This is a genomic window from Bradyrhizobium sp. cf659 (genome assembly GCF_900113725.1).
GTDB lineage: Bacteria > Pseudomonadota > Alphaproteobacteria > Rhizobiales > Xanthobacteraceae > Bradyrhizobium.
Genome location: NZ_FOQJ01000010.1, coordinates 69,258 through 85,707, shown reverse-complemented (window position 1 = coordinate 85,707; position 16,450 = coordinate 69,258). Strand labels below are relative to the sequence as shown.

The following is a 16,450-nucleotide window of genomic DNA, read 5'->3' as shown; positions in this document are numbered from 1 at the left end:
AGCCAAGACGTCGGTATTCTGGCGGCGAGGCAGCCGGATGATTGCGGGGCTGGAGCGGGACAGATGGCAGTAAAGACGGACCAGCGCGGCAACAGCCGGGTTGTTTTCGAACGCGGGATTCCGGCCCAGATGATGGGGATCGACGGCACGTGGCGGCGCGACTGCACCATGGAGGACGTCTCCGAGAGCGGCGCCAAGCTGACCATCGACGGTTCGGTCGAAGGCCTCCATCTGAAGGAATTCTTTCTCCTGCTGTCGTCCACCGGACTCGCGTACCGGCGATGCGAGCTGGCCTGGGTCAATGGCGACCAGATCGGCGCCAATTTCCTCAAGCTCGGCGAGAAGAAGAAAAAGGCCCGTTCCGCATCCGTCGGGGCGTAACGGTCACACCCGTCGTACAACCGTCACGGCAGGTGGTTAAGGCGGTTGAGATGCGGTGCGGCTGAATGAGGGCCGTGCTAGGATTGCTGCGAACGCGAATTCCAAGAGTAATTCCGAGAGTTCTGAGTCCACGAGGCTGAGAAAGACGAATCCGAGAAGGCAAACGATGTCCGTCAAACCGACCAAAGCCATGGTGCTCGCCGCGGGGTTCGGCCTGCGCATGCGTCCGTTGACGGACAAGATGCCGAAGCCGATGGTGCCAGTGGCGGGCCAGCCGCTGCTCGACCACGTGCTCGACAAGCTCGGCCAGGCCGGCGTGACCGAGGCGGTGGTCAATGTGCACTACCTGCCGGACCAGATTATCGATCACGTTGCATCGCGCCAGCAACCGCGCGTCACCATTTCGGACGAGCGCGACCAGGTGCTCGGCACCGGCGGCGGCGTGGTCAAGGCGCTGCCGCTGCTCGGCAACGCGCCGTTCTTCCATGTCAATTCCGACACGCTGTGGATCGACGGCGTGCGCTCCAACCTGGCGCGCCTTGCCGAAAACTTCGATCCCGCACGCATGGACATCCTGCTCTTGATGGCGCCGACGGCGACCAGCATCGGCTATAGCGGCCGCGGCGATTACGGCATGCTGCCCGACGGGGCCTTGCGCAAGCGCAAGGAGAAAGAGGTCGTTCCCTTCGTCTATGCCGGCGCGGCGATCCTGTCGCCGTCGATCTTCGCCGATGCGCCGCAGGGCGAGTTCTCGCTGACCAGGATGTTCGACCGCGCCAACGAGCAGGAGCGCCTGTTCGGCCTGCGCCTCGACGGCGTCTGGATGCATGTCGGCACCCCTGATGCCGTGCATGCCGCCGAAGAGGCGTTTCTGGAGAGCGTGGCTTAGAGTTCAGCCACTCGCATCGCTGTCATGCCCCGCGAAGGCGGGGCATCCAGTACGCCGCGGCTTCTCGGCTGAATCTCGACCGTCTCTGGAATACTGGATCATCCGCCTTCGCGGATGATGACAGCGGGAAACAAGCCGCCAGAACCGTAGGATGGCGAACAGCGGGGACGACTTCACCTCCGCCCATGACCATTTGAGTCCGCCTCCCTATATTGGCGCCTGATCCCTCGAATCAGGCAGCCGATGCGCGTTTTCAGTGTTCCCATCTCAGTTCCGTTCCTGCGCACGGTCGTCACGGCCCTGCTCGACGGCCGGCTGGTCGAGGGATTCGAGGCGCGCAAGGAGCCGGCGCGGCTTGCGGACGCCACGCTGTACCTGCCGACCCGGCGCGCCATGCGCGTCGTCCGCGAGATCTTCCTCGACGAGATAAAGGCCGACGCCGTCGTGCTGCCGCGCATCGTCGCGCTCGGCGACATCGACGAGGACGAGCTCGCCTTTGCCGATGAAGGCGAGCAGTTCGCGAGCGCCACTCCGCTCGACATTCCGCCCCGGCTCGGTGAGCTCGAACGGCGGCTGACGCTGGCGCAACTCGTCGCGGCCTGGGCCAAGGGCCCGGTGCTGTCGCCGCTGGTGGTCGGCGGCCCCGCCTCGACGCTGGCTCTCGCCGGCGATCTCGCGCGCCTGATCGACGACATGGTGACGCGCGGCGTCGACTGGAGCGCGCTCGATGGCCTGGTGCCGGACCAGCTCGATCGCTACTGGCAGCACTCGCTCGAATTCCTGCGCATCGCGCGCATCGCCTGGCCCGGCCATCTTGCCGAGATCAATCGGATCGAGCCCGCGGCACGGCGCGATCTCCTGATCGCCGCGGAAGCGAGGCGCCTGACCGCGCATCCCCATGGGCCCGTGATCGCGGCCGGCTCGACCGGCTCGATGCCGGCCACCGCAAAATTCCTGCATGCGGTCGCTTCGCTGCCGCATGGCGCGGTGGTGTTGCCGGGGCTCGACACCGATCTCGACGATGACGCCTGGCGGACCATTGGCGGCGTCCGCGATGCACTCGGCAAGTTCGCGGAACATCCGGCGTCGAACCATCCGCAATATGCCATGCACGCGCTGCTGGAGCGCTTCGGCATCAAGCGCAGTGACGTCGAGCTGCTTCATCCGCCTGCAGAAGGCGGCCGCGATCTGCTCGCATCGGAATCGATGCGGCCGTCGGCCAAGACGGAAGTTTGGCACGACCGGCTGAAGCAGCCGGCTGTCGCGGCAAAGATCGCCGGCGGCATGAAGAACCTCGCGGTGGTCGAGGCCCCCAACCCTGAAATGGAGGCGCTGGCGATTGCGATCGCGATGCGCGAGGCGCGGCAGCTCGACAAGTCGGCGGCGCTGGTGACGCCGGACCGCGCACTGGCACGGCGGGTGATGGCTGCGCTGACCCGATGGGATCTCGCCTTCGACGATTCCGGCGGCGACGTGCTGATGGAAACGTCCGCCGGCGTTTTTGCGCGCCTTGCGGCCGAAGCGGCGACCAAGGGATTGGAGCCGCCGACGCTGCTGGCGATGCTGAAGCATCCGCTGTGCCGGCTCGGCCGCGCTCCGGGCGCCTGGAAGGCCGCAATCGAAGGCCTGGAGCTCGCCGTCTTGCGCGGCACGCGCCCGCCTGCGGGCACGGCAGGCCTGCTGCGTGAATTCAACCGCTTCCGCGAGGAATTGGCCAAGCTGTGGCGCAGCGAGGTTTCCGCGCTCCACAGGGCCGAGCCGCGTGCACGCCTCAAGGCGGAGGATCTCGATCGCATCCAGGCCCTGATCGATGCCTTGCGACAAGCATTGGCGCCGATCGAGAGTCTCGCATCATCGAAACCGTATGACTTCGCCGAGCTCGCGCATCGGCATCGCGAGATCATGATCGAGCTGTCGCGCGACGAGCAGGGCGTCCCGCTGGCCTTCGAGGAGCGCGAGGGCCTCGCGCTCGCCAGCGCCTTCGACGATCTCCTGCGCGGCGGCACGACCAGCGGATTGATGGTGCCGCTGCCTGATTACCCCGACGTCTTCCAGACCGCGTTCGGCGATCGCGCGGTGCGGCGGCGTGACAGACCGGGGGCGCGGCTCCAGATCTACGGCCCGCTGGAATCGCGCCTGATGCAGGCCGACCGGATCATCGTCGGTGGCCTGATCGAGGGCGTCTGGCCGCCGGCGCCGCGCATCGATCCCTGGCTCAGCCGGCCGATGCGGCACGAGCTCGGCCTCGATCTGCCGGAGCGGCGCATCGGCCTCTCCGCCCACGATTTCGCGCAACTGCTCGGCGGAGATGAGGTGATCCTCACCCATTCCGCCAAGGCCGGCGGCGCGCCGGCGGTGGCCTCGCGTTTCCTGCACCGGCTAGAGGCGGTTGCGGGTGACGATCGCTGGAAGGCGGCCATTCGCGCCGGCGAGAAATACGTGCAGTTCGCCGATGCTCTGGACCAGCCCGACGCGGTCAGGCCGATCAAGCAACCCGAACCACGGCCACCGCGCGCGACACGGCCGCTGAAGATGTCGGTGACCGCGATCGAGGACTGGCTGCGCGATCCCTACACGATCTACGCCAAGCACATCTTGCGGCTGGATGCGCTCGATCCCGTCGACATGCCGCTGTCGGCCGCAGACCGCGGCTCGGCGATCCACGATGCGATCGGCGAATTCACGGAAAGCTATGCCACGCGCCTGCCCGACGATCCCGCCCGCGTGCTGCGCGCGATCGGCGAAAAACACTTCGCGCCGCTGATGGAGCGCCCCGAGGCGCGCGCGCTGTGGTGGCCGCGCTTCCAGCGAATCGCGCGCTGGTTCGGCGAATGGGAGACGGCACGGCGCGACGTGGTCGAGGCGATCACCGCGGAGACCCGCGGTGAGATCTCGATCACGCTCGACAATGAACGCAGCTTCCGTCTCTCTGCCCGCGCCGACCGCATCGAACGGCGCCAGGGCGGCGGCTACGCCATCCTCGATTACAAGACCGGCCAGCCGCCGACCGGCAAGCAGGTCCGCATGGGCCTGTCGCCGCAGCTCACGCTGGAGGCGGCGATCCTGCGCGAAGGCGGCTTCCCTGACATCGACGCCGGCTCAACCGTGAGCCAGCTCGTCTATGTCCGCCTCAGCGGCAACAATCCGCCGGGCGAGGAGCGCATCCTCGAGCTCAAGTTCAAGCAAGGCGACGAACCGCAGCCGCCGGATATTGCTGCCGCTGAGGCACGGGCCAAGCTGGAAGCGCTGATCCGCGCCTTCGAGGACGAGAACCAGGCCTACACCTCGCTGAACCTGCCGATGTGGTCCAACCGCTACGGCACCTATGACGACCTCGCCCGCATCAAGGAGTGGTCGGCGGCCGGCGGATTGGGGATCGAGGAATGGTAAAGGCGCCACGCCCCATCCCCGACGAGGTGCGCGCGCGGCAGGCGCGCGCATCCGATCCGACGGCATCGGCCTTCGTGTCGGCCAATGCCGGCTCGGGCAAGACGCATGTGCTGGTGCAGCGCGTGATCCGCCTGCTGCTGTCCGGCGTGCCGCCGGAAAAGATCCTCTGCATCACCTTCACCAAGGCGGCCGCCGCCAACATGGCCGAGCGCGTGTTCACCACGCTCGGCCATTGGGTGACGCTGGACGACACCGCGCTCGATGCGGCGATCCGCGCCGTCGGCATCCCGCATCCCAACGCAAAGCTGCGGCGCGAAGCGCGAAAACTGTTCGCCTGCGCGCTGGAGACGCCCGGCGGACTGAAGGTGCAGACCATCCACGCGCTGTGCACCCGCCTGCTCCAGCAGTTTCCGTTCGAGGCCAACGTGCCGGCGCGCTTTTCCGTCATCGACGAGCGCGACCAGACCGACATGATGGAACGCGCCAATCTGAAGGTGCTGCTGGAGGCCGCGCGCGATCCGGAGACGATCACCGGCCGCGCGCTGCTGACCGCGATGGCCAGCGCCGCCGACGTCACCTTCAAGGAGGTTGTGCGCGAGGCTTGTCTGAGCCGCGATCATTTCATGGCCTGGACCGACGAGGCCGGCAACGCAGAAGCTGCAGCCGCGCAAATGGCGGCCGTGCTCGGCGTTGACGCCGCCGACCGCATCGAGGACGTCGAGACGGAGATTCTCGACGGTCCGTTCCTGCCGCGATCGCGCTGGGACGACATCGCCTTCGCACTGGAGGACGGCAGCAAGTCCGACAACGACCAGGCCAGCCGGCTCCGCGAGGCAAAAGCCTTTTCCGGCAGCGCGCAGGTCGATGCCTATCTCGGCGTCTTCCTCACCGACGAGAAGCTGCCGCGCAAGGCGGTGCTGACCAGGAAGTTTTGCGATCACAACCCCTCCATGGCCCGCCTGTTCGAGAACGAGGCGCAGCGCATCAGTGGATTAATCGAGAAGCGGCGTGCGGTGACCATGCGTGACCGCACGGCGGCCCTGCTCCATATCGCGACCGCGGCGGCAGCGAACTATCGGCGCGAGAAGCAGGAGCGCGGGCTGCTCGACTACGACGATTTGATCGACAAGACGCTGGCGATGCTGAACCGAGTCTCCTCCGGCTGGGTGCATTACAAGCTCGACCGTGGCGTCGACCACGTGCTGATCGACGAAGCCCAGGACACCAGCCCGCGGCAATGGGACATCGTCGCGCACATCATCTCCGAATTCACCGCGGGCGAAGGCGCGCGCGAGGGGCTGAACCGCACCATCTTCGCCGTCGGCGACGAGAAGCAGTCGATCTTCTCGTTCCAGGGCGCCGCTCCCCACGAATTCGACGCGCGCCGTCGCGAGCTGCACCGCAAATTCACCGCCGCCGGGCTGAAATTCGATCCGGTCGCCTTCACCTATTCGTTCCGCTCGGGCGCGGCGATCCTGCACTCGGTCGATCACGTCTTCCGCGACCCCGCGATCTACAAGAGCATCCATTCGGTCGAGATCGGCCATCCCCTGCACAATGCGCTCGCCGATGCAGGGCCCAGCGTGATCGAGCTGTGGGATCTGGCTGAAGCCGACGATCGGCAGGACATCGAGGGCTGGCGCGCACCGTTCGATGGCGTCGCCGTCACCAGCCCCGAGGTCAAGCTCGCCCGCCGCATCCAGGCCGAGATCAAGCGGCTGGTCGAGAGCGGCACGCTGACCGGACATGACGGCGAACGCCGCCCCCTGCGCTACGGCGACATGCTGATTCTGGTCCGCCGCCGCGGCAACGCGTTCGACGCCGTGATCCAGGCGCTGAAGCACGCCAACGTGCCGGTCGCCGGCGCCGACCGGCTGAAGCTCACCGAGCACATCGGCATCATCGACCTGATGAACCTCGCCGACGCGCTGCTGCTGCCGCAGGACGATCTCGCGCTCGCGGTGGCGCTGAAGAGCCCGCTGTTCGGGCTCGACGACGACGATCTGTTTCAGCTTGCCCATGGCCGCAAGGGCTCGCTGCGCCGGGCGCTCGGAGAGCACGCACCGACAAGCGGGAAGTTCGCCACGGCACTGCGCCGGCTTGAGGCCTGCGAGATGCGCGCGCGCGAGGAGACGCCGTTCGCCTTCTACGCCTGGCTGCTCGGCGGCGACGGCGGCCGCGCGCGCATCCTGCGCCGGCTCGGCCACGAGGCCAATGACGCGCTCGACGAATTCCTGGAGCTGGCGCTGAACTACGAGCGCAAGGCGCCGGCGTCGCTGCAAGGCTTCATGGCCTGGCTGCGCTCGGCCGACACCGAAGTGAAGCGCGACATGGAGATCTCGCGCGACGAGGTGCGGGTCATGACTGTGCATGGCGCCAAGGGCCTGGAGGCGTCGGTCGTGTTCATGGTCGACACGACATCGTCGCCTGCGGACTCGCAGCGGGTGCGGCTGATCCACGTGCCGCGCGGCAACGGCGGCGAGGTGGTGGTGTGGGCCGGCCGCAAGGCGGACGATCCCAAGCCGGTCGTCGAGGCGCGCAAGGCCATGCTCGAGGAAACCGAGGACGAATACCGCCGCCTGCTCTACGTCGCGATGACGCGCGCGGCCGACCGGCTGATCGTCGGCGGCTGCATGCCCGGCAATATGAGGACGGTCCGCAAGCTGAGCTGGTACGATTTGGTCGACACAGGGCTCACCGGCTCGGGCCTGGAGAAGCAGACGGTGGAGACGCCGCTTGGCAAGGTGACGCGATTCGCCCGGCCGGAGGACGCCGTTGCCCTCGGCACGCCCGCGACATCCGTGGATCAGACGATCGCGTTGCCGGACTGGCTGCGGACGCCGGCACCGCGCGAGATGCTTGACGACGATGCCGTGCGCCCCTCGGGCCAGTCCGCGGAGGAAGGCCGCGCGGTGCGGTCAGGCGAATCGGTGCAGTCGCGCGCGCTTGCGCTGCAACGCGGCACGCTGGTGCATCGGCTGCTCCAGTCGCTGCCCGACATCGCCACCGAACGCCGGCGCGAGGCCGCGCTCGGCTTCATGGCGCGCAATGCCTCGGACTGGGCGGAGGCCGACAGTACCGCGCTGGCCGACAAGGTGCTCGCCTTGATCGCCGAGCCCCGCTTTGCCCCGGTCTTTGCCGCCGGCAGCCGGGCCGAGGTCGCCATCGCCGGCAGGCTGGAGCGGCCGGGCCGCAGCCCGGCGCTGGTGTCGGGGCAGATCGACCGGCTGGTCGTTCGTCCGGACGAGGTCCTGATCGTCGATTTCAAGACCAACCAGGCGGCGCCCAAAAGCGCGGCCGAGGCGCCCGCGGCCTATGTCCGCCAGCTCGCGCTGTACCGGGCGGTGCTGTCGAGGCTTTATCCCCAAAAGCCTGTCAGGGCCGTCCTGCTCTGGACCGAGGCCCTTGAATATATGGAGATTTCAGCCCCCGCGCTGGACGCGGCGCTGGCATCCCTTCATCTCAGTGTGAGCGTCCTTGACCCGGCAAGGGGCCGTTCATAGGTTGACGCCATGATCCCGGGCGCGATTCCCAACCGCGCCGATTCTTTACAACCGAGTGAGGTACTCCAATGGCCGTTAGCAAGGTTTCCGACGCCGATTTCGAAGCCGAAGTGCTCAAGGCGAACGGCCCTGTGGTCGTCGATTTCTGGGCCGAGTGGTGCGGCCCCTGCCGCATGATCGCCCCCGCCCTCGACGAGATCGCCGGCGCGATGGGCGACAAGGTCAAGATCGTGAAGCTCAATGTCGACGAGAGCCCGAAGACCGCGTCGAAGTATGGCGTGATGTCGATCCCGACCCTGATGATCTTCAAGGGCGGCGAGATGGCCTCCCGCCAGGTCGGCGCAGCGCCGAAGGCGAAGCTCCAGCAGTGGATCACCTCCGCGGTGTGATCCGCGTCGCGAGTAACTGAGAATTCTGCAACGGCCGGCGAATAGCCGGCCGTTTTATTTGTCGTCTGCCGCGGCGCGCTCGATGCCTTCGACGAGCGCCTGAAACATCGCAACCAGTCGCTTGGTGTCGGACGCCAGCGGCTTAAAGAACGCGGCGTCGGCGTCTTCGACTGCCACGACAGCTTTCCGCGCGAGATCGCGGCCCACCTTGGTGACCGTGATCGCCTTGGCGCGCGGGTCCTGGGGATGATCGACCCGCTCGATCAACCCTGCTGCTTCCAGCGCGCGCAACACCTGGGACGTGGTCATCGGATCGATGCCGCTGAGCTGAGAGAGCCGCGCCTGGGTCAGCGTTTCCTCAGCGCCGAACCAGGTCGCCGTTGCCAGCAACACGAATTGGGAATGGGTGAGCTCGTAAGGCTGAAGCGCCACCCGCAACCGGCGTTGCCAGGCGTTCGAGATCTTCCAGAGCAGGAAGCCCGGGCTTTCGGCGGGTCCGGACAGACGGGTCGGGAGTGGCGGCTTCGTCATCGCGCCCCCTCGGCCAGTTTGGACAGGCTCGCGAGCACCTCGGGAAAATCGGCGGAAACCGCCGGGCCGATCTCGGCGGCCTGCGGGCCGCGGGCATCGACGGCGTAGACAATGCGCGTGCGCGCCGGTCCAAGCGGCTCGATGCGGTGGGCGACAAGGATGACGAGATCGCCCACCCGTGTTTCGTCGACGAAGCAGACGTTCTCGCGAACGTCGACCAGCTGCGAGCGCAGCGCCTCCTCGCCGGGCGGCTTCATCGTGAACCAGGTGCCGGTCGCAAACGGTCCGTCGATGTTGATCTGCTCGATGCCCGCGTTCCAGTTTTTCCAGGCGGGGACATCGCGAAAGATGCTCCAGATCGTCTCTGGGGTCGCCGGCGTCTCGATGGCGTATTCGCTCCGCCAGGTGTTTTCGTCGCTCATGGCATGACCTCTCGTTTCATATGTGCGCTTATAATAAGCGCGCATATGATAATGTCAAGCCCGCAGCCCTGATGGAGCCGTCTACTTGATCCACCCCGTCGCCAGCGCGTTCGCGAGCTCCGGCTGGTTGTTGCGACGGGCGAGCGCCGCCATCGTTTCATGGTCGTAGGCGATCTGGCGGAACGTCACCTGCCAGGCACCGTCAGTGAGTTCGAGGATCGCGTAGCGCGCGTGCGGCGTGCCGGCTTCGACCACATGCGGGAACGGGTGCACGTCGCGATAGCCGGGGCTGCCGACACTGCCGGGATTGACGATCAGCCGGCCATCGCGAAGCCGCACCGCGCGGGCGAGATGGGTGTGGGCGCAGAGGATCAGGGACTGCGTGATGCCTTGCGCGAACTGCTCGATGCGATCGAGCGGCGAGAGCGCGACCGTGCCGTCGGGATGCACGGTGTCGAGCCAATAGACCTCGTCGTCGTCGGGCGTTGCGTGGCAGAGGAAGACCCGGTCGCGAAACACGCGCGTCATCGGCTGCGCCCGCAGCCAGTCGAGTTGCGCCGCATTGAGCGCCGCATGGGCAGGACGATCCCACGAGCCCATCTTCTCCGGCGGACGGTCGAGCAAATAGCGGTCGTGATTGCCGAGCACATGCACGGCGTCGAGCTGCATCAGGATCTCGATGGTCCGCCGCGCATCGAGCGGGCCACTCAGCATGTCGCCGAGATTGACGATGTCGGCGATGCCCTGGGCGCGGATGTCGGCGAGCACCGCTTCCAGCGCGAGATGGTTTCCATGGACGTCGGCAATCGCGGCGAAGCGCATTGGCAGTCTCTCTTTCGTTCCCCGGACGCAGCGCGGCGCTTCTTCAGCGGTGCGCTGCAGAGCCGGGGCCCATGTTACGGCATTCTGGGTCCCGGCTCTGCCGTCGCGTCATTTCATGCCGCGCCGCGTCCGGGACACGAGACCGTCTATGCAGGAGGCGTGCCGTTGATGCCGAGCACGTGGCCGGCGAGATAGAGCGAACCCGTGATCAGGATGCGCGGCGGCACCTCGTAGGCGAGCTTCGACAGCGCACGCAGCGCGGCCTCGATGCCGGGCGCGGGCTCGACCCGCATGCCGAGGCTGCGTGCGGCGTCCGCGAGACGGTCGGCCGGCATCGCATTCTCGGTATCGGGAATCGGCACCGCGATGATGTGACGGGTGAGGCCGGCGAAATTGGCGAGAAAGCCTCGCGCATCCTTGTTGGCCATCATGCCCGCGATCACAACCAGCGGCCGCGACACCCGCTCCTCGAGATCGCCGAGCGCGGCCGCTGCGACGCGCCCGCCTTCCGCATTGTGTCCGCCGTCGAGCCAGATCTCCGAGCCCTGCGGCCCCCAGGAGAGCAACTCGCCCGAGGTGATGCGCTGCATCCGCGCCGGCCATTCGGCGCCGACGATGCCGGCCTCGAACGCCGCCTGGTTGACCTTGAACGTCGGAATCGCGCGCAGCGTCGCGATCGCAAGCCCGGCATTGTCGAACTGGTGACGGCCGAACAGGCGCGGCGCGGCGAGATCCATCAGGCCGCGATCGTCGGAATAGACCAGGCGCCCATGCTCGACATTGACGTGCCAGCTCTCGTTCGCGGCAAACAGCGGCGCGCGCATGCGCTTGGCCTGCGCCTCGATCACAGCCATGGCCTCGGGCGATTGTTCGGCCGAGATCACGGGCACGCCGCGCTTGATGATCGCCGCCTTCTCGCCGACGATGGAGGTCAGCGTATCGCCGAGGAAGTCCATGTGGTCCATGCTGACAGGCGTGATCACGGTGGCCGCCGGCGTGTCGACCACATTGGTCGAATCGAGCCGTCCGCCGAGACCGACTTCGAGCAGCACCACGTCCGCCGGGTTCTGCGCGAACAGATGAAACGCGGCGGCCGTCTTCAGCTCGAACACGGTCGCAGGCTCGCCGGCATTGACGCGCTCGACCTCTTCCAGCGCGGCGTACAGCTCGTCGTCGCCGACCAGCACGCCGCCACCGAGGCGGCCGAGCCGGAAACATTCGTTGATGCGAACCAGATAGGGCGAGGTGTAGGCGTGGACGCGCAGGTTTGCTGCTTCCAGCGTCGCGCGCAGATAAGCGAGCGTCGAGCCCTTGCCATTGGTGCCGGCGATGTGGATCACCGGCGGCAGCTTGCGTTCGGGGTGGCCGAGCCGCTCGAGCAGACGATGCATCCGCTCCAGCCCGAGATCGATGCGCTTCTGATGCAGGGCCGACAGCCGCCCGATCATTTCGCCGAGCGGTGGCTTTGCGCTGTCAGGAGATGCGTTCACGCGTGCGGCGCGGCCGGCGCCGTCTCGGAAGCCGATACGATCTGCGCCGGGCTGACGACCGGCTGCACCGATTTCGACGCGGTCTCCAGCGCCGGAGCCTTGGTCAACAGGCGACAGAGCCGCGCCAGGGTCGGGCGCAGCTCATGGCGATGCACGACCATGTCGATCATGCCGTGCTCTTTCAGGTACTCGGCGCGCTGAAAACCTTCCGGGAGCTTCTCGCGGATGGTCTGCTCGATCACGCGCGCGCCGGCAAAGCCGATCAGCGCGCCGGGCTCGGCGATCTGCACGTCGCCCAGCATCGCGTAGGAGGCGGTGACGCCGCCGGTGGTCGGATTGGTCAGCACGACGATGTAGGGCTGCTTTGCTTCGCGCAGCATCTGTACCGCAACGGTCGTGCGCGGCATCTGCATCAGCGACAGGATGCCTTCCTGCATGCGCGCGCCGCCTGATGCGGCGAACACGATGAACGGCGACTTCTTCTCGACCGCCAGTTCGAGCCCACGCACGATGGCCTCGCCCGCGGCCATGCCGAGCGAGCCGCCCATGAAGTCGAAATCCTGCACGGCGATGACGACGGCGGCGCCTTCGAGCTTGCCGTAGCCGACCTTGATCGCGTCATTCAGGTTGGTGCGCGCACGCGCATCCTTGATGCGGTCGACGTATTTCTTTTCGTCGCGGAACTTGAGCGGGTCCGGCGTGACCTCGGGCAGCGCGACGTCGTACCAGGTCTCGTTGTCGAAGATCGACTTCAGACGTGCCACCGCGCCCATGCGCATGTGGTAGTTGGAGCCGGGAATGACGAACTGGTTGGCCTCGACGTCCTTGTAGAACACGAGCTGCCCGGAATCCGGACACTTGATCCACAAATTCTCCGGCGTCTCCCGCCGCAGCATGTTGCGGATTTTCGGCCGGACCACATTGGTAAGCCAGTTCATGGTTTGCTCCGATGTGCGATCCCGCTCCGGGAACCGCCTGAAGGAATATATGGCTGCCGGACCCTGCCCCGGCAAGCCGCCGTGTCGTCCGCCCCAAAAGCGGAATTATGGCCTATTCCGCCGCCTGCTGCGCGCCCTTGACGCCCTGGGCCAGGGACGCCGTCAATTCGGCGACGGCGTTAACGGTTTTGGCGGTGGCCCGGCCCTCTGCATCGAGGCTGTTCTTGAGCGCATCGACCAGCGCGGTACCGACCACCGCGCCGTTCGCATGCGACGCGATGGCGCGCGCGGTCTCCGGCGTGCGGATGCCGAAACCGACGCAGACCGGCAGCTTGGTGTGGCGCTTGATGCGGGCGACCGCTTCGCTCACCGCCGAGGAGTCCGCCGCCGCAGCCCCCGTGATGCCGGTGATCGAGACGTAGTAGACGAAGCCCGAAGTGTTGGCGAGCACGGCCGGCAGGCGCTTGTCGTCGGTCGTTGGCGTCGCCAGGCGAATGAAGTTCAGGCCGGCCTTCATGGCGGGCAGGCAGAGCTCGTCGTCTTCTTCCGGCGGCAGATCGACGATGATGAGGCCGTCGACGCCGGCAGTCTTGGCATCGACCAGGAACCTGTCGACGCCGTAGATGTAGATCGGATTGTAATAGCCCATCAGCACGATCGGCGTCGCATTATCGTCCTTGCGGAAGCCGCGCACGAGCTCGAGCGTCTTCTTCAGCGTCATGCCGGCCTTGAGCGCGCGCAGGCCCGCCGCCTGGATCGACGGACCGTCGGCCATCGGATCGGTGAAGGGCATGCCGATCTCGATCACGTCGGCGCCGGACTTCGGCAGCGCCTTGATGATCTCGAGCGAGGTGGCGGGATCTGGATCGCCGGCCATCAGAAAGGTGACGAAGGCCGAGCGGCCCTGCTTCGCAAGCTCGGCAAAACGGGTGTCGATACGCGTGGTCACTTGCTCTTGCCCTTCAGGATGTCGCCGACCTGCGGGACGTCCTTGTCGCCGCGGCCGGAGAGATTGACGACCATCAGGTGATCTTTTGCCCGCTTCGGCGCGAGCTCCATCACCTTGGCGATGGCATGCGCGGGTTCGAGCGCGGGGATGATGCCTTCCAGCTTTGACAGCAGCTGGAACGCAGCCAGCGCCTCGTCGTCGGTCGCGGACAGATAATTCACGCGGCCGACCTCGTGCAGCCAGGAATGTTCGGGGCCGATGCCGGGATAGTCGAGACCGGCCGAGATCGAATGGGCGTCCTGGATCTGGCCGTCCGCGTCCATCAAGAGATAGGTGCGATTGCCGTGCAGCACGCCGGGACGGCCGCCTGCGATCGACGCCGCATGCAATTGCGTCAGCCCGTGGCCGGCGGCTTCGACGCCGAAGATCTCGACGGTGGAATCGTCGAGGAAGGGGTGGAACAGGCCCATCGCGTTGGAGCCGCCGCCGATGCAGGCGACCAGCGAATCCGGCAGGCGGCCTTCGACCTCCTGCATCTGCGCCTTGGTCTCGTTGCCGATGATCGACTGGAAGTCGCGCACCAGCGTCGGATAGGGATGCGGGCCCGCCACCGTGCCGATACAGTAGAACGTGTTGTGCACGTTGGTGACCCAGTCGCGCAGCGCCTCGTTCATGGCGTCCTTCAGCGTGCGCGTGCCCGACTGCACCGGGACCACCTTGGCACCCAGCATCTCCATGCGGATGACGTTGGGCTGCTGCCGCTCGACGTCGACGGCACCCATATAGACCACGCATTCGAGGCCGAAGCGCGCGCACAGCGTCGCGGTGGCAACCCCGTGCTGGCCGGCGCCGGTCTCGGCGATGATGCGCTTCTTGCCCATGCGCCGCGCCAGCATGATCTGGCCGAGCACGTTGTTCACCTTGTGCGAGCCGGTGTGGTTGAGCTCTTCGCGCTTGAGGTAGATTTTTGCGCCGCCGAGATGCTCGGTGAGACGCTCGGCGAAATAGAGCGGCGAGGGCCGGCCGACATAGTTCTTGAGATAGCCGTTCATCTCGGCCTGGAAAGCCGGGTCGGCCTTGGCCGCGGTGTAGGCCTTCTCGAGATCGAGGATCAGCGGCATCAGAGTTTCGGCGACGAAGCGGCCGCCGAAAATGCCGAAATGGCCGCGCTCGTCGGGGCCGCTGCGGTAGGAATTTGGCTTGGCGATGTTCATCGGACGCTCAACTCTTGGGTGGCGCGCGCGGCGCGGATGAAGGCCTTGATCATCTCGGGGTCCTTGACGCCGGCGGCGCTCTCGACACCGGAGGACACGTCGACGCCACCGGCGCGGGTGACGCGAAGGGCTTCAGTGACGTTGTCGGCGTGAAGCCCGCCCGAGACCATGTAGGGCAATTTCAGATCGAGGTTTTCGAGCAGGTGCCAATCGAACGGCGCCCCTAAGCCGCCGGGCCGCGTCGCGTCCTTCGGCGCGCGCGCATCGAACAGGATGCGGTCGGCGACCGCGGCGTAGCCGGGCAGCACGGCAAGATCGGCTGACGTTGCGACCGGCACCGCCTTCATCACGGGGCGGCCGAACTTCTGCTTGATGTCGCGCAGCCGCGCGACGGTCTCCTTGCCATGGAGCTGGAAAATATCCGGCGACAGCGCGTCCATGATGTTGTCGAGCGTGGCGTCATCGGCATCGACCGTGAGCGCGACCTTGAGCGCGCGCCGCTGCACCTGGCGGCCGAGATCGCGGCCAAGCTCCAGCGACAAATGCCGGGGCGACGGCGGAAAGAACACGAACCCCACCATGTCGGCGCCCGCGTCGAGCGCTGTTTCGAGCGTCTCGCGCGTGGACAGGCCGCAGATTTTGACGAGCAGGGACATGGTCTCAAAGCAGGTAAAGGCCGCAAGTCCGCGGCCGGAAAGCAGGGTTTTCGGTTGCGGCCGCTTCTACAACGTCGCGCGCTGCTTGTCTCGCCCGACGGGCCCGTAAAGGCCCACCCCGACGGGGGCGGGGAGGCGCTGGGAATCGGGCTTCGCCGCGACCGTCTGGGCCCGCAGGCCGGCCAGTTCGGTCCGGGCGCTGCGCGCGTCCGCCTCATGCCGGCGGGCCGCGCGGCGCCAGTGCCGCTGGCCCAACCAGACGGCACAGCCGCCGGCCAGGACGCCCAGCGCCGCCACCAGGATCAGCAGCAGGAACAGCGGCAGCGTGACCGACAATGCCGGGTCGTCGGAGACAAAGGGATCGAAGGAGACCGTGACGAAATGCCGGTTGGAGACGGCGAACACCACCAGGATCAGACCCAGCGGAATCACGATCAGCGCGGTCAGGAACTTTCGCATCTCGCTTCGCTCGCCTTGAATCAAGCTTCCGGCCGCATCGCTCGCGACCGCGGGAAACCCTGACGCCGGGCCTTAGTCTGCCGCGCCGGGATCCGGATGGTCGCGGTTCAGCCGCTCCCGCATTTCCTTGCCGGTCTTGAAGAACGGAACGCTCTTCTGATCGACGGGCACATGGGCGCCGGTGCGCGGATTGCGCCCGGCGCGTGCAGGGCGATGCTTGACCGAGAAGGCACCGAAGCCGCGCAACTCGACGCGGTCGCCGCGTGCGAGAGCCGCTACGATCTCTTCGAGAATCGCATTCACAATGTTCTCGACATCCCGCTGGTACAGATGCGGGTTGTGCTCGGCGATACGCTGAACAAGTTCGGATTTGATCATCGAGAGATAGGACCCGGAAGCGTGCGGATGACCATTTCC

General features: G+C 66.8%; 15 protein-coding genes. 5 read left to right on the top strand and 10 right to left on the bottom strand.

The window, feature by feature from the left end; all coding sequences use genetic code 11:
• The first annotated feature begins 63 nt into the window (after window positions 1–63).
• The 5 genes from BM118_RS30855 to trxA all read left to right on the top strand — a co-directional run bounded on the left by BM118_RS30855 (window position 64) and on the right by trxA (window position 8,552).
• Complete coding sequence (locus BM118_RS30855) at window positions 64–381, top strand: PilZ domain-containing protein (protein WP_092190381.1); 318 nt, start codon at window positions 64–66, stop codon at window positions 379–381.
• A 166-nt stretch (window positions 382–547) separates the two neighbouring features.
• Window positions 548–1,270, top strand: coding sequence for a nucleotidyltransferase family protein (locus tag BM118_RS30850; protein ID WP_092190379.1), 723 nt, complete (start codon window positions 548–550; stop codon window positions 1,268–1,270).
• 243 nt (window positions 1,271–1,513) lie between these two features.
• Window positions 1,514–4,660 (top strand): double-strand break repair protein AddB, encoded by a 3,147-nt coding sequence (addB, locus tag BM118_RS30845; protein WP_092190377.1) that lies wholly within the window; start codon window positions 1,514–1,516, stop codon window positions 4,658–4,660.
• Window positions 4,654–8,163 carry a double-strand break repair helicase AddA gene (gene addA, locus BM118_RS30840; protein ID WP_177234858.1) on the top strand — a complete coding sequence of 1,170 codons (3,510 nt, stop codon included), beginning with the start codon at window positions 4,654–4,656 and terminating at the stop codon, window positions 8,161–8,163. Before addB ends, addA begins: the two co-directional genes overlap by 7 nt.
• Before the next feature lie 68 nt (window positions 8,164–8,231).
• Window positions 8,232–8,552, top strand: coding sequence for a thioredoxin (gene trxA / locus BM118_RS30835; protein ID WP_008540017.1), 321 nt, complete (start codon window positions 8,232–8,234; stop codon window positions 8,550–8,552).
• Between the two features lie 54 nt (window positions 8,553–8,606).
• On the opposite strand, the gene BM118_RS30830 is transcribed toward trxA, so the two are convergent.
• The 10 genes from BM118_RS30830 to BM118_RS30785 form a co-directional block, all read right to left on the bottom strand.
• On the bottom strand, window positions 8,607–9,083 hold the full coding sequence (locus tag BM118_RS30830; RefSeq protein WP_092190373.1) for a MarR family winged helix-turn-helix transcriptional regulator: 477 nt from the start codon (window positions 9,081–9,083) through the stop codon (window positions 8,607–8,609).
• Window positions 9,080–9,505, bottom strand: coding sequence for an SRPBCC family protein (locus BM118_RS30825; RefSeq protein ID WP_092190371.1), 426 nt, complete (start codon window positions 9,503–9,505; stop codon window positions 9,080–9,082). The genes BM118_RS30830 and BM118_RS30825 overlap by 4 nt, the downstream gene beginning before the upstream one ends.
• An 81-nt stretch (window positions 9,506–9,586) precedes the next feature.
• On the bottom strand, window positions 9,587–10,327 hold the full coding sequence (locus BM118_RS30820) for a metallophosphoesterase family protein (protein ID WP_177234857.1): 741 nt from the start codon (window positions 10,325–10,327) through the stop codon (window positions 9,587–9,589).
• A 146-nt stretch (window positions 10,328–10,473) separates the two neighbouring features.
• Window positions 10,474–11,817, bottom strand: coding sequence for a bifunctional folylpolyglutamate synthase/dihydrofolate synthase (locus tag BM118_RS30815; RefSeq protein ID WP_092190367.1), 1,344 nt, complete (start codon window positions 11,815–11,817; stop codon window positions 10,474–10,476).
• Window positions 11,814–12,755, bottom strand: coding sequence for an acetyl-CoA carboxylase, carboxyltransferase subunit beta (accD, locus tag BM118_RS30810; protein WP_027546854.1), 942 nt, complete (start codon window positions 12,753–12,755; stop codon window positions 11,814–11,816). Before accD ends, BM118_RS30815 begins: the two co-directional genes overlap by 4 nt.
• Window positions 12,756–12,867: 112 nt before the next feature.
• Window positions 12,868–13,704 carry a tryptophan synthase subunit alpha gene (gene trpA, locus BM118_RS30805; protein WP_092190365.1) on the bottom strand — a complete coding sequence of 279 codons (837 nt, stop codon included), beginning with the start codon at window positions 13,702–13,704 and terminating at the stop codon, window positions 12,868–12,870.
• Window positions 13,701–14,918, bottom strand: a complete 1,218-nt coding sequence (gene trpB / locus BM118_RS30800; protein ID WP_092190363.1) for a tryptophan synthase subunit beta — start codon at window positions 14,916–14,918, stop codon at window positions 13,701–13,703. Before trpB ends, trpA begins: the two co-directional genes overlap by 4 nt.
• On the bottom strand, window positions 14,915–15,574 hold the full coding sequence (locus BM118_RS30795; protein ID WP_092190361.1) for a phosphoribosylanthranilate isomerase: 660 nt from the start codon (window positions 15,572–15,574) through the stop codon (window positions 14,915–14,917). The genes trpB and BM118_RS30795 overlap by 4 nt, the downstream gene beginning before the upstream one ends.
• A gap of 66 nt (window positions 15,575–15,640) precedes the next feature.
• Window positions 15,641–16,033 carry a lipopolysaccharide assembly protein LapA domain-containing protein gene (locus BM118_RS30790; RefSeq protein WP_092190359.1) on the bottom strand — a complete coding sequence of 131 codons (393 nt, stop codon included), beginning with the start codon at window positions 16,031–16,033 and terminating at the stop codon, window positions 15,641–15,643.
• Window positions 16,034–16,105: 72 nt separating this feature from the next.
• Complete coding sequence (locus BM118_RS30785; protein WP_008539997.1) at window positions 16,106–16,411, bottom strand: integration host factor subunit beta; 306 nt, start codon at window positions 16,409–16,411, stop codon at window positions 16,106–16,108.
• Window positions 16,412–16,450 lie beyond the last annotated feature (39 nt).